The organism is Bordetella genomosp. 2 (genome assembly GCF_002261345.1).
GTDB lineage: Bacteria > Pseudomonadota > Gammaproteobacteria > Burkholderiales > Burkholderiaceae_B > Bordetella_A.
Genome location: NZ_NEVT01000006.1, coordinates 181,603 through 195,372, shown reverse-complemented (window position 1 = coordinate 195,372; position 13,770 = coordinate 181,603). Strand labels below are relative to the sequence as shown.

The window sequence follows — 13,770 nt, the reverse complement described above, 5'->3', positions numbered from 1 at the left end:
GCAAACAAACAGCGTAACACCCCGCAACGCAGGCGCTGCCCCCAGCATGTCGCGTGCCCGCCCCGGACGCGGCCGGGCCGCAACGCCGCCGGCCACGGCCGGTATTTTTTGCATCGGTTGGTAAAAAAGAGCCTGCCGGCCCTCTCCATGGCTCGGCTGGACGCTGGCACGGCGCTTGCATGACGGGCGGCATCGCCCAACGGAGAGCTACATGCCTGGCCAGGAAACGGCAAGCTGCACGCCCGCCACACTCAAGGTGCTGACGGTCAATGTCCACAAAGGCTTCACCCTCTTCAACCGGCGGTTCATCCTGCACGAACTGCGCGCCGCGTTGCGCGACGCGCGCCCCGACATCGTCTTCCTGCAGGAAGTCATCGGTTCGCATCACCGCCACGCGCGGCGCCTGGCGGCATGGCCCGCCACGTCGCAGTACGAGTTCCTGGCCGATAGCCTGTGGAGCGATTTCGCCTACGGCCGCAACGCGGTGTATCCCGACGGCGACCATGGCAACGCGGTGCTGTCGCGTTGGCCGATCCTCCATCATGAAAACCACGACGTCTCGGTGGGCAGCCACGAGAGCCGCGGCATGCTGCACTGCACCGTACGCCATCCGGGCCTGAGCCGCGAACTGCATGTCATATGCGTACACCTAGGGCTGCGCGAAGCCCACCGGCGGGTACAGCTGGGACGCCTGTGCGGGCTGGTGCGGGGCATCGCGGCCGGCACGCCGGTTCTCATCGCCGGCGATTTCAATGACTGGCGCCGCCGCGCCGGCCAGCTCATGGCCGCCTGCTCGGCGCGCGACGTGTTCCGCACCGCGCTCGGCCGCGAGCCGCGCACTTTCCCGGCCCGCTGGCCCATGCTGGCTCTGGACCGCATCTATGTGCGCGACGTGGCGGGCGCCCGTCCCGTGCCCCTGGCCTCGCGTGTCTGGCGCCACCTGTCCGACCATGCCCCGCTGGCGGCGGAGGTCCGGCTATGACCGCCGCGTGGCGCCAGGGCAATACCGTGCGTTTGCTGGAGAACGGCGAGGAGTTCTTCCCGCGGGTATTCGAAGCGCTGCGCGCGGCGCGGCGCGAGATCCTGCTCGAGACCTTCATCCTGTTCGACGACAAAGTGGGCCAGGAACTGCGCGCGGTCCTCATCGAGGCGGCCGGGCGCGGCGTCGAGGTCGATGTCACCGTGGACGGCTACGGCTCTGACTGCCTCGACGACGCATTCATCGGCGGCCTGGCGAAGGCCGGCGTGCGCTTCCACATCTTCGACCCCCAGCCGCGCGTGTTCGGGTTCCGCGTCAACGCGCTGCGCCGCATGCATCGCAAGATCGTGGTCGTCGACGGCCAGACGGCCTTCGTCGGCGGGATCAACTTCTCGGCCGACCACCTGACCGAATTCGGTCCCACCGCCAAGCAGGACTATGCGGTGGAGCTGCAGGGCCCGGTCGTGGAAGACATCCGCCGCTTCGCGCAGGCCGCCGTGCGGGGCGGACGCCGGCAGCGCTGGCCGGCGCGCCGCGGGCCGGCGCACGGCGCCCGCGGCCAGGGCTCGGCCTTGTTCGTCACGCGCGACAACGACCGTCACAGCACCGATATCGAGCGCTATTACCGGGCCGGCTTCCGCACCGCCCAGCAGGACATCATCATCGCCAATGCCTATTTCTTCCCCGGTTACCGGCTGTTGCGCGACCTGCGCAACGCGGCCCGGCGCGGCGTACGGGTCCGCCTGATCCTGCAGGGCGAACCCGACATGCCCATCGCGCAACTCGCCGCCCGCACGCTGTACGACTACCTCATGTCGGCCGGCGTGACCATCTACGAATACTGCGAGCGCCCGCTGCACGGTAAAGTGGCCTGCGTGGACGATGAATGGGCTACCGTGGGCTCCAGCAACCTGGATCCGCTCAGCCTGGCTCTCAACCTGGAAGCCAATGTGATCGTGCGCGACCGCGCGTTCACCGCCGAACTACGCGACTCGCTCGAAACCCTGATCGAGCGCCACTGCCGCCAGATCGTCCCCAAGCACGGGTTCAAGCGCGTGCTGCGGCGGCTCTGGTTCGGCGTGGCGGTCTTCCATGTGCTGCATCGCTTTCCCGCCTGGGCCGGCAGCCTGCCGGCGCGCCCTGCCCGCCTGCAGCGGGTGGATCCCGCCCAGCCCGCCATGGATACCGAGGAACCGCGCCATGACTGACATTGACACTGTCCGCCCGGCCTGGCGCACGGCATGGCGCGGCACGCGCCGCTTCTGGCGCCGCACGCGGCGCGTCTGGACCGGCCTGTTCATGGTGGCGGCCATCGTCCTGCTGGTGCAGCTGGCGCGCGATGTGCAATGGCACGAGGTGTGGCAGGTGCTGCAGCGCATGTCCAATACGGCCCTGCTGGAAAGCGCCTGCCTGGTGCCGGTGGCCTACGTCGCCTACAGCGCCTTCGACCTCATCGGCCGGGCGTACACCGGCCACCGGCTGGGCGCGGCCACGACCATGGCCGTGGCGTTCGTCAGCTATGCCATCAACGTCAACCTGGGCGCCCTGATCGGCGGGGTAGGCCTGAGATTCCGGCTCTATGGCAAGCTGGGACTGCGCGTATCGGTCATTTCCAAGATCCTGGCGATGAGCATCTTCACCAACTGGCTGGGGTACTTGTGGCTGTTCGGCGTGCTGTTCACGCTGCACCAGGCCCCCACCGCCTGGCACCTGAGCAGCCTCGCCCTGGAGATCGCCGGCGGCGCAATGCTGGTGGCGGCCAGCGCGTACCTGGTCTTGTGCGCGGTGTCGCGCCGCCGCCACCTGCATCTGGCCGGCCGCCACATCCCGCTGCCGTCGCTGCGGCTGGCCTTGCTGCAATGCATCACCGCGGTGCTGTGCTGGGGCGCCATCGCCGGCATCCTGTACTTGCTGTTCGAGCGCCAGGTTTCCTACACCCTGGTGCTGGCGGCCCTGCTCATCAGCAGCATCGCCGGCGCGCTGGTCCACATCCCGGGCGGCCTGGGCGTGCTGGAGGCCGTGTTCGTCACCATGCTGGCCTCGGAAGTGCCGCAAAGCCAGGTACTGGGCACATTGCTGGCCTACCGCGCGCTTTACTACCTCGCGCCCCTGGCGGTGGCCCTGGTCGCCTATGCGGCGCTGGAAGCGCGGCTGCGGCGCGGCGGCGCACGACGGGCCGCAGCCAGCTGAAACAATTTCCCGCCACGACACCGCGCCGTCGTCCCGGCATGGCGCTTGCTGCCGCCTGCGCCATTCCGCCCCTCTTCCCGGGATCCGCCATGGACACACTGACCCACGACGAGGCGCCGCATGGCCATGCGGCGCCTCATGGCTGGCGCCGCTGGCTGTTCGCCACCAACCACAAAGACATCGGGACGATGTATCTCATCTTCTCGTTCGTCATGCTGCTGGAAGGCGGCGTCCTGGCGCTGCTGCTGCGCACCGAACTGTTCGAGCCCGGCCTGCAATTCTTCCGGCCCGAACTGTTCAACCAGTTCACCACCATGCACGGCCTGATCATGATCTTCGGCGCGATCATGCCCTCGCTGGTCGGTTTCGCGAACTGGATGATTCCGCTGCAGATCGGCGCGGCCGACATGGCCTTCGCCCGCATGAACAACTTCAGCTTCTGGCTGCTGCCCGTGGCCGCCATCATGCTGACCGCCTCGTTCTTCGTGCCGGGCGGCGCCACCGCCGCCGGCTGGACGCTGTACGCGCCGCTATCCACCCAGATGGGGCCTGGCATGGACCTGGCCATCTTCGCCGTGCACATCATGGGCGCCTCGTCCATCATGGGCGCGATCAATATCATCGTCACCATCCTGAACATGCGCGCGCCCGGCATGACGCTGATGAAGATGCCGATGTTCTGCTGGACCTGGCTGATCACCGCGTTCCTGCTGCTGGCCGTGATGCCGGTGCTGGCCGCCGCGGTCACGATGATCCTCACCGACCGCCATTTCGGCACCGGCTTCTTCAACGCCGCCGCCGGCGGCGACCCGGTGCTGTACCAGCACGTGTTCTGGTTCTTCGGGCATCCCGAGGTCTACATCATGATCCTGCCCGCGTTCGGCATCATCTCGATGGTCGTGCCCACGTTCGCCCGCAAGAAGCTGTTCGGCTATGCCTCGATGGTATACGCCACCGCCGCCATCGCGGTGCTGTCATTCCTGGTCTGGGCGCATCATATGTTCACCACCGGCATGCCCTTGCCCGGGCAGCTCTATTTCATGTACGCGACCATGCTGATCTCGGTGCCTACCGGCGTGAAAGTCTTCAATTGGGTCGCCACCATGTGGCGCGGCGCGCTCAGCTTCGAGACCCCCATGCTGTTCGCCGTGGGCTTCATCTTCGTGTTCACCATCGGCGGCTTCACCGGGCTGATACTGTCCATCGCTCCCATCGATATCCAGGTGCAGGACACCTATTACGTGGTGGCCCACTTCCATTATGTGCTGGTGGCGGGCTCGCTGTTCGCCCTGTTCGCCGGCGCGTACTACTGGGTGCCCAAGTGGACCGGCCGCATGTACAGCGAAAAGCTCGGCAAGCTGCACTTCTGGTCCACCATGATCTCGTTCAACGTCGCGTTCTTCCCGATGCACTTCCTGGGCCTGGCGGGCATGCCGCGCCGCTATGCCGACTACGCCGCGCAATTCACCACCTTCCACCAGGTGGCCACCATCGGCGCCTTCTGGTTCGGCCTGTCGCAGCTCTTGTTCCTGTATGCCATGCTGAGCTGCTACCGCGGCAAGGGCCAGCGCGCCGCCGCCCGGCCCTGGGAAGGCGCGGAGGGCCTGGAATGGACGGTGCCCTCGCCGGCGCCGCACCATACCTTCGCCGTTCCGCCGGATATCCGTTGAGCCCATGCGACCCGCCCCGTCCCTGGCGGGCGCGCAGCCGCCCGCCGCCCCGCCCATCCCGTGCCCGCCTCGCGCGGCGCAGCCGCCGGACGGCCTGCCGGTCGAACGCTGCTGGCAACTGCGGCGCACCTGCTGCGTCACGCCTCGCCAGTTCCTGCTCGGCATGGGATTCACCGCGGGCATCGCGCTGGCGGTCAGCCTGGGCTTCGCACTGCGCGGCCTGTGGCCGGTGGCGGTCTACGGCGCGGCGGAGATTCTGCTGCTCGCTTGCGCGGCCCTGTCGTTCGCGCGCCATGTGCGCGACGGCGAGACCGTCATGCTGCTGGCCGACGGCCGGCTGGTGGTGGACGTGCAAAGCGGGCCGGCCGTAACCCGCCACGTGTTCAACCGCAACTGGGCCCGGCTGGTGCGGCCGCCCGACGCGCCGGGTTCGCTGTGGCTGCATTACGGCTCGTTCCGCCTGCGGCTGGCACGCCACGTGCCCATGGAAGAACACCGCCGCATCGAAGCCGAACTGCGGCATTCACTGCCCTGGCGCGGACCCGCGACGACATCCCCGCCTGGTCCGCCCCTCTTCAGGCACAGGAGCCCCTCATGAAAGTCCGTTTGAAAAAATTGCATGACCAGGTCATTGTCATCACCGGCGCCAGCAGCGGCATCGGCCTGGCCACCGCCCGCCTGGCGGCCCGCCGGGGCGCCAAGGTGGTGCTGGCGTGCCGCAACCAGGAGGTCTTGAACCAGGTCGTCGACGAGCTCCGCGCCGCCGGCGGCGACGCCCTCGCCGTGCCGGCCGACGTCGGCGTGGCGGCCGACCACGACCGCATACTGGGCGCCGCCATCGAGCGCTACGGCCAGATCGACACCTGGGTGAACAACGCCGGGGTCTCGATCTTCGGCCGCCTGCAGGATGTGCCCATCGAAGACCAGCGTCGGCTGTTCGACACCAATTACTGGGGCGTCGTGTACGGCTCGACCACGGCGGCCGCGCACCTGAAAAAGCACGGCGGCGCGCTCATCAACGTGGGCAGCGAAGTGTCCGACTGGGCCGTGCCGCTGCAAGGCGCCTACTCGGCATCCAAGCATGCCGTCAAGGGCTATACCGACGCGCTGCGCATGGAACTGGAGGCCGAGGCGGCGCCGATCTCGGTCACGCTGATCAAGCCGGCCTCCATCGCCACCGGCTATGCCGACCATGCGCGCAACTACATGGACGTCGAGCCGCGCCTGCCGCCGCCGCTCTACTCGGCCGAGACAGTGGCCCGCGCCATTCTCTATGCCGCCGAACATCCGCGCCGCGACATCTACGTCGGCAGCGCCTCCAAGGCCATCTCGTCGATGGGCCAGTGCATGCCCGGACTGGCCGACCGCATGGCCGGATGGCTGATCCGCCACCAGCGCAGCGACCGGCCCGCCGGCGATCGCGCCGACGCCCTCTATGAGGCCGGCGCGCCGTCGCGCGCCGATACGGCGCGCGGCGATGGCGATGTGCCGCATGTGCGGCGGGGCAGCGTCTACACCCACCTGACCACCGGCGGCCGCGGCCTGTTGTGGGCCGGCGCGGCCGCGCTGGTGTGCGGCACGGTCATCGGCGCGGCCCGGGGCAAGCGCTGGCATTGATCGCCTACCGGCGCGCGCTGGCACAGACTTTCCGCTTACTTGTATGATGATCGACGCCCGCCGCACGGAACTGCGGCGGGCGCTCCTCGTTCAACTCCAGCGCGCATCCATCTCATGACTAGCGGCAAAGACACCATCGGCATGATCGGCGTGGGCCTCATGGGCCACGGCATCGCCAGCAACATCATCAAGCACGGCTATCCGCTGGTGCTGCTCGACCACCCCGGCAACCAGCCGGTCGACGGCCTCCTGGCGGCCGGCGCCGCCAAGGTGGCCAGCCCGGCGCAAGTGGCCCGCCAGGCCGACGTGGTCATACTGTGCGTCACGGGCACGCCGCAGGTCGAGGATGTGCTGTTCAGCCCCGACGGGCTGCTGCAGGGGCTGCGGCCGGGCACGATCGTCATCGACTGCTCCACCGCCATCCCGTCGTCCACCGTGCGCATCGCGCAGGCGGTCGCCGAGGCCGGCGGGCAATTCCTCGACGCGCCCATGACGCGTACCCCCAAAGAAGCGGCCGCGGGGCGGCTCAACCTCATCGTCGGCGGCGACCGCGCGCTGTATGAACGATGCGAGCCGCTGCTGCGCTGCTATGCCGAGAACATCATGCACGCCGGGCCGGTCGGGGCCGGCCGCCGCATGAAGCTGATCCACAACTACGTATCGCTGGGGTGCGCCGCCATCATTGCCGAGGCCGCCGCCTGCGCCGAGCGCGCCGGCATCGACCCGGCGGTGCTGGTCGATATCCTCGCCAAGGGCGGCGGCGGCGGCGCGGCCCTGGACCGCATGCGCCCGTTCCTGGAAGCGGGTGACGACTCCGGCCTGCGGTTCTCGCTGGCCAATGCGCGCAAGGACCTGAGCTACTACACCACCATGGCCGACGAAGCCGGCGCGGTGCACGGCGCGGCCGACGCCATCCGGCAATTGTTCGAGCGCGGCCTGGAAGCCGCCTCGCCGCAGACCACCGTGCCGCACCTGGCGTCCCTGCTGGCCCGCTGATTGTTGCATCGAATCTCCAGGCTCGTTGCATTATCGGGGTGTCCAGGTATAAGCTGAAGAAGGGCCGCTCGCGGGCGGCCCGCGCGCGTTTTCCGAACCTGCGTCCGCCACGACTCCAAGGGGAAGATATTGCAGACCAATACCGCGCCAGTCGCGCCGGTCACCTTCATCGGCTCGGCCATCATTGCGTTGGGACTCATCATCTACGCGGTCGTCGCCCCGGAATCCGCCGCCGCCCACTTCGACGTCGTCAATACCTGGATCACCAACGAAGCCGGCTGGTTCTACATGCTGGCAGTGGGCATCTTCGTCATCTTCCTGCTCGGCCTGGCCATGAGCCGCCTCGGCACCGTCAAGCTGGGGCCCGACGACTCGGTTCCTGACTACAAGTACGGCACCTGGGTCGCCATGCTGTTCAGCGCCGGCATGGGCATCGGCATCGTGTTCTACGGGGTGGCCGAGCCCATCATGCACTATTCGCAACCGCCCAACGCCCCGCCCCACTCGGCCGAGGCGGCCCGCGACGCCATGGAAATCACCTTCTTCCACTGGGGCGTGCACGCCTGGGCCATTTACGCGGTGCTGGGGCTGGCCATGGCGTATTTCGGCTACCGGCGCGGCATGCCGCTGGCCATCCGCTCGGCCTTCCATCCCATCCTGGGCGAACGCGTGCACGGGCCCATCGGCGACTTCATCGACATCTTCGCAGTGGTGGGCACGCTGGCCGGCCTGGCCACTTCGCTGGGGCTGGGCGTATCGCAGCTCAACGCCAGCATGAACTACCTGATGGGCATCCCCCAGACCCTCGGCACCCAGCTCATCCTCATCGCCATCGTCACCGCGCTGGCCACCATCACCGTCGCCACCGGCCTGGACAACGGCATCCGCCGCCTCAGCGAATTCATCATCCTGGTCTCGGTCGGGCTGATGCTGCTCATCCTCATCCTCGGGCCGACCCGCTTCCTGCTGCAGGCGCTGGTGGAGAACATCGGCCTCTACCTGCATGCCTTCGTGGCGCGCACCTTCCACATCAGCGCCTACGAGCCCACCGACTGGATGGGCAAATGGACGCTGTTCTACTGGGGCTGGTGGATCTCCTGGTCGCCGTTCGTGGGCATGTTCATCGCCCGCATCTCGCGCGGCCGCACCATCCGCGAATTCCTGGTGGGCGTGCTGTTCGCGCCGGCCGGCTTCAGCTTCGTGTGGTTCACCGTATTCGGCGACCTGGCCATCTGGCTGGACGCCAACGTGGCCAATGGCGATATCTCGCGCACCGTCGGGGACAATCTGCCGATCGCGCTGTTCACCGTGTTCGACTACCTGCCCTGGTCGGGCCTGCTGGCCTGGATCACCGGACTGCTGGTGGCTGTCTATTTCGTGACGGCCTCCGACGCCGGGGCCCTGGTGGTGTCGATGATCACCTCCAAGGGCGACGAGGAGCCGGCGCTGTGGCTGCGCATTTTCTGGGCGCTGGCCTGCGGCGGCGTGGCCGCCGGCCTGCTGCTGGCGGGCGGGCTCGAGGCGGTCCAGTCGGCCGCGATCATCGCCGCGCTGCCGCTGTCGGTCGTGATGCTGCTGATGTGCTACGGCATACTCAAGGGGCTGCGCGACGAAGTCGTCATCAATCTCAGCCGCAGCCTGCCCACCGCCCCGCTGATCGCCTCGCAGGGCGGGCTGTCGCTGCGCCAGCGCCTGCACAGCATCGTCAGCCACCCCACCAAGGCGCAGGCCAACGCCTTCATCGACAAGACCGTAATGGAAGCCTTCGGCCTGGTGGCGGCCGAACTCCAGAAACGCGACATCGCCACCGAGGCGGTGCGCCTCGAAGACGGCGCGCAGCTCACCGTGCAGCACGGCGGCACGGCCGAGGACTTCATCTACGCCGTGCGCCTGGTCGGCCAGCCGATCCCCGCCTTCGCGCTCAGCGACGGGGCCCGCCGCGAAGGCGAGAAGCGGCGCTACTACCGCACCGAGGTATTCCTCAACAAGGGCGGGCGCGGCTACGATATCTACGGCTACCACACCGATCAGGTCGTGGCCGACCTGGTCAATCATTACGACCGCTTCCGCCACTATCTGTATTCGCTCGAGCCCGCGCCGCCGGCCTGACGAATACGCGCCTTGGCAGTGGCCGGCGCAGGCACTACCATGGGAACAGGGTCCGCCCGCGGGCCCGCCCACAAGGAGCGCCGCGATGCCGCAATGCAGGCTACGCCATCCGACTCACGCCAGCCCCGCCGCCCGGCTGCTGCGCGCGGCGGCCGGCCTGTGGCTGGCGGTCGCCGCGACGCTCGCCATGCCCGGCCACGCCCGGGCGGCGCAGCTTGCCGGGCAGCCGGCGCCCGTCGTCGTCCTGCAGCTCGAGGGCGCCGTGGGGCCGGCCACCACCGAATACTTGCGACGCGGCCTGGCCGCCGCCGAGGCGCGCCGCGCCGCGGCCGTGGTGTTGCGCATCGACACGCCCGGCGGCCTGGATTCCTCCATGCGCGACATCGTGCGCGCCATCATCGCCTCGCCAGTGCCCGTCATCGGCTACGTCGCGCCGGGCGGCGCCCGCGCGGCCAGCGCCGGCACCTATATCCTGTACGCCTGCCACGTGGCCGCGATGGCGCCCGGCACCAATCTGGGCGCGGCCACGCCGGTGCAGATCGGCAATGGCCGCGACGAATCCCCGCGCGATCCGCAGCCGCCGGCCGCCGGGGACAAGAATGCCGACCAGCGCGCCAGCGCGGCCCGGCCCGCCGACGCGCGTGAACGCAAGGCCGTCAACGATGCCGCCGCATTCATCCGCGGCCTGGCGGAAATGCGCGGGCGCAATGCCCAGTGGGCCGAACAGGCAGTGCGCGGGGCCGCCAGCCTGCCCGCCCGCGAGGCGCTGGAACAGCGCGTGATCGACATCGTGGCGGGCGACCTGCGCGACCTGTTGGCGCAGGCCGACGGCCGCGAAGTGCGGGCCAATGCCTCGGCCCTCACGCTGGCCACCCGCGACGCGCCGTCCCAGGAGATCGCGCCCGACTGGCGCACCCGGCTGCTGGCCATCATCACCGACCCGAACATCGCCTACCTGTTGCTGCTGCTGGGCATCTACGGCATCCTGTTCGAAATGATGAATCCGGGCGCCGTGCTGCCGGGCGCGGTCGGCGTAGTCGCGCTGGTGACCGCCCTGTTCGCGCTGAACATGCTGCCCGTCAGCTACGCCGGGCTGGGGCTGGTCCTGCTGGGCATCGGCCTGATGGCCGCGGAGGCCTTCACGCCTGCCTTCGGGCTGCTGGGCGCGGCCGGCATCGCCATGTTCGCCTTCGGCTCGCTGTTCCTCTACGACACCGCCGGCGCCGCGGATATCTCCCTGTCGCTGCCGCTGATCATCGGCGCCTCGGCGGCCAGCGCGCTGCTGCTGTTCACGATCTTCGCCCTTGCGCTGCGCGCCCAGCGCCGCCGCGTCGTGGCCGGCGACGGCACCCGGGCGGGCCAGCGTGTCGAAGTCCTGTCGTGGCACGGGCACACGGGCCTGGTGCGCGCCGGCGGCGAAACCTGGCAGGCCCGCTCGGCCGCGCCGCTATCCGCCGGCCAGCAGGCGGTCATCGAGTCGCGCCAGGGCCTGGTGCTGACGGTCCGCGCCGACACCGCATCCACGGAGAAAACCCCATGACCCTCATCATCTACCTGATTGTCGCGGCACTGCTGGTGCTGCTCGCCCTGTCCATGATCCGCGTGCTGCGCGAATATGAACGCGGCGTCGTCTTCACCCTGGGTCGCTTCACCGGGGTCAAGGGCCCCGGCCTGATCGTGCTCATTCCCGTGGTGCAGCAGATGGTGCGGGTCGACCTGCGCACCGTGGTGATGGATATCCCCACGCAGGACATCATCTCGCGCGACAACGTCTCGGTCAAGGTCAACGCGGTGCTGTACTTCCGCGTGATGGACGCCGACCGCGCCGTGATTCAGGTCGAGCGCTACATGGACGCCACCAGCCAGCTCGCCCAGACGACGCTGCGTTCGGTGCTGGGCAAGCACGACCTCGACGAAATGCTGTCCGAACGCGACAAGCTCAATGCCGACCTGCAGGAAATCCTGGACCGCCAGACCGAGGACTGGGGCATCAAGGTGGCCACCGTCGAGATCAAGCATGTGGACATCGACGAAAGCATGGTGCGCGCCATCGCCCGCCAGGCCGAAGCCGAACGCAACCGGCGCGCGCGCATCATCAACGCCGAGGGCGAGCAGCAGGCGGCCGAGAAACTGGTCGAAGCCGCCCACACGCTGGCCAGCACCCCCGAGGCAATGCAATTGCGCTATCTGTCCACGCTGTACGATATTGCCGGCGACAAGAGTTCGACCATCGTCTTCCCCGTGCCGATCGACGTGCTGCGCCGCGTGTTCGAACGCCAGCCGGGCTGACGCCCCCACCGCGAGACTCTCATGGCCAGGAAAATCCAGCTCAAGCGCGCTTACGATCCCCCCGCCAAGAGCGATGGCTACCGCGCCCTGGTGGACGCGCTGTGGCCGCGCGGCGTAGCCAAGGCGGAGCTCGCGGCGGAATGGCACAAAGAGCTGGCGCCCAGCGCGGCCCTGCGCAAATGGTACGGCCACGACGTGGCCCACTGGCCCGAGTTCCGCAAGCGCTACCTGGCCGAACTGGCCGACCCGGCCCGCCAGGACAGCCTGGGCGCCCTGCTACGGGCCGGCGGCCGCGGGTCCCTGACGCTCGTCTACGCGGCACGCGACACCGAACACAACAACGCCGCGGTGCTGCGCGAGGCCTTGCTGGACCTGGCCGGCCAGCGGACCGCCACCTAGGTACCCCAGGCGTCACCCCAGGTGTCAGACACCCTGGGGAGACGGCCAACAAACTTGCTCGGCCCCCTCGCAGGGTGCCTGACACCTCACCACATGACCAGGAACTCCCGCCAGGTGTCAGACACCCTGGGGAGACGGCCTATAACCTGCCGGGCCTCCCCGCAGGGTGTCTGACACCTCCGCCACATGGCCAGGAACTCCCCCAGGTGTCAGACACCCTGGGCAGACAGCCTACAAACTTGCCCGGCCCCCTCGCAGGGTGTATGACACCTCACCGCGAGCCCCACCGCGCAGGCCCCAGCCAGTTCACGAACGATTGTCCACCGGCGGCGCGTCGGGCGTCTGGCGGCCGGGGTCGCGGAAGTCCTCCGCGTCGACGCCCGGCGGTATGCGGACCTTGGCGCCGGCGCGGTTGGGATCGGCGGGCTTATCGTTCAAGGTGCGGTCGGTGTCCTTGCGCCGCATGCGCTCGTCCTCCCGGGCGCGGCGTTCATCCGGGCGGTCCTCCGACGAGGTACCAGCAGTGTGTTTCATGGCGGCTCCTGGATAAGGACAAGGGTGCCGCCCCAGGCCGCAAGCGCCGTTCCCGCGGGGCTGGCACGCCGCTTGCAGCAGAACGGGCGGCGCCGTGGGGCGCACGCACAGTCGCAATGGAGTCCGCCATGAAACTGCAATTTTTGCGTCTTTCGCCTTTCCCCTTCCATGTTGCGCCGCGGGAGCCCGGCCTGGGCCCCAGCGACTCGTCAGATTCCGGCAGCGACCTGCCCGGCACCGCCGGCCAGAACGACTCGGACGCCCAGGGCACGGGCGAACGGGAAAGCGTCGAGCCTACGCTGGAAGACGATAGCGGGACCGACATCCAGGCCGACCGCATCGTCGACGAAGACCAGGCGGGCCTGGCTCACACGCGGCCCGACCCGGCGCGCAACGGCGGACGGACCGAATAGGCCGCGCCATCGCCACCCGCCCCGCCCGCCTGCGGGGCGTTCCTTCTGACCTATTCCAGGGAGACCGTCCATGGACGTCAATTGGCTGGACCTGTTCCGCCTCACCGTATCGCCGCTGGAACTGATCGTGCGCGGCACCATCATGTACTGGTTCATCCTGGTGCTGCTGCGCGTGGCGGGCCGGCGCGACGTGGGCTCGCTGGGCGTGGCCGACATGCTGGTCCTTGTGCTCATCGCGGACGCGGCCCAGAACGGCATGGCCGGCCAGTACGAGTCAATCACTGACGGAGCCATCCTGGTGGCCACCATCATCGGCTGGGTGGCGCTGATCGACCGGCTGAGCTATTTCGTGCCGTCCTTCGGGCGCTTGCTGGAAGCGGACAAGGTATGCCTGGTGCGCGACGGCAAGATGCTCCAGCGCAGCATGCGGCGCGAATACATTACGCCCGACGAACTGATGAGCGAGCTGCGGCAGCGCGGCATCGGCCACCTGTCCGAAATCCGGCGCGCCTACATCGAGCCGGACGGCAATATCAGCGTCCTGAAGCGGCGCGGCCTGCACTAGGGCCTGTGA

General features: G+C 68.8%; 14 protein-coding genes. 13 read left to right on the top strand and 1 reads right to left on the bottom strand.

Going from position 1 to position 13,770, the window contains the following annotated elements:
* Positions 1-211: 211 nt before the first annotated feature.
* The 11 genes from CAL24_RS11090 to CAL24_RS11040 all read left to right on the top strand — a co-directional run bounded on the left by CAL24_RS11090 (position 212) and on the right by CAL24_RS11040 (position 12,249).
* Entirely contained in the window at positions 212-982 is a 771-nt protein-coding gene (locus CAL24_RS11090; RefSeq protein WP_094806726.1) for an endonuclease/exonuclease/phosphatase family protein, read from the top strand.
* Positions 979-2,187 (top strand): cardiolipin synthase ClsB, encoded by a 1,209-nt coding sequence (clsB, locus tag CAL24_RS11085; protein ID WP_038853988.1) that lies wholly within the window; start codon positions 979-981, stop codon positions 2,185-2,187. Before CAL24_RS11090 ends, clsB begins: the two co-directional genes overlap by 4 nt.
* Positions 2,180-3,169, top strand: a complete 990-nt coding sequence (locus CAL24_RS11080) for a lysylphosphatidylglycerol synthase domain-containing protein (RefSeq protein WP_170947072.1) — start codon at positions 2,180-2,182, stop codon at positions 3,167-3,169. Before clsB ends, CAL24_RS11080 begins: the two co-directional genes overlap by 8 nt.
* A gap of 89 nt (positions 3,170-3,258) precedes the next feature.
* Positions 3,259-4,839, top strand: coding sequence for a cytochrome c oxidase subunit I (gene ctaD / locus CAL24_RS11075; RefSeq protein ID WP_028356159.1), 1,581 nt, complete (start codon positions 3,259-3,261; stop codon positions 4,837-4,839).
* Positions 4,840-4,843: 4 nt separating this feature from the next.
* A complete protein-coding gene (locus CAL24_RS11070) occupies positions 4,844-5,437 on the top strand; it encodes a DUF2244 domain-containing protein (RefSeq protein ID WP_094806724.1) in 594 nt (197 codons plus the stop codon).
* Entirely contained in the window at positions 5,434-6,456 is a 1,023-nt protein-coding gene (locus CAL24_RS11065; protein ID WP_094806723.1) for an SDR family oxidoreductase, read from the top strand. Before CAL24_RS11070 ends, CAL24_RS11065 begins: the two co-directional genes overlap by 4 nt.
* A 114-nt stretch (positions 6,457-6,570) precedes the next feature.
* Entirely contained in the window at positions 6,571-7,452 is an 882-nt protein-coding gene (locus tag CAL24_RS11060) for an NAD(P)-dependent oxidoreductase (protein ID WP_094806722.1), read from the top strand.
* A 129-nt stretch (positions 7,453-7,581) separates the two neighbouring features.
* Positions 7,582-9,561 (top strand): BCCT family transporter, encoded by a 1,980-nt coding sequence (locus CAL24_RS11055; RefSeq protein ID WP_249278528.1) that lies wholly within the window; start codon positions 7,582-7,584, stop codon positions 9,559-9,561.
* Positions 9,562-9,646: 85 nt separating this feature from the next.
* A complete protein-coding gene (locus tag CAL24_RS11050) occupies positions 9,647-11,101 on the top strand; it encodes an NfeD family protein (RefSeq protein WP_094806720.1) in 1,455 nt (484 codons plus the stop codon).
* Positions 11,098-11,850, top strand: a complete 753-nt coding sequence (locus CAL24_RS11045) for a slipin family protein (RefSeq protein ID WP_094806719.1) — start codon at positions 11,098-11,100, stop codon at positions 11,848-11,850. Before CAL24_RS11050 ends, CAL24_RS11045 begins: the two co-directional genes overlap by 4 nt.
* Before the next feature lie 21 nt (positions 11,851-11,871).
* Complete coding sequence (locus tag CAL24_RS11040; protein ID WP_094806718.1) at positions 11,872-12,249, top strand: DUF488 domain-containing protein; 378 nt, start codon at positions 11,872-11,874, stop codon at positions 12,247-12,249.
* 306 nt (positions 12,250-12,555) lie between these two features.
* Here the strand turns inward: CAL24_RS11040 and CAL24_RS24020 are convergent, their stop codons facing one another.
* Entirely contained in the window at positions 12,556-12,783 is a 228-nt protein-coding gene (locus CAL24_RS24020; RefSeq protein ID WP_141218077.1) for a hypothetical protein, read from the bottom strand.
* A gap of 128 nt (positions 12,784-12,911) precedes the next feature.
* Between CAL24_RS24020 and CAL24_RS11035 the strand changes: the two genes are divergently transcribed.
* A complete protein-coding gene (locus tag CAL24_RS11035) occupies positions 12,912-13,196 on the top strand; it encodes a hypothetical protein (RefSeq protein ID WP_028356166.1) in 285 nt (94 codons plus the stop codon).
* Between the two features lie 70 nt (positions 13,197-13,266).
* Entirely contained in the window at positions 13,267-13,761 is a 495-nt protein-coding gene (locus CAL24_RS11030; protein ID WP_028356167.1) for a DUF421 domain-containing protein, read from the top strand.
* The last annotated feature ends 9 nt before the right edge of the window (positions 13,762-13,770 follow it).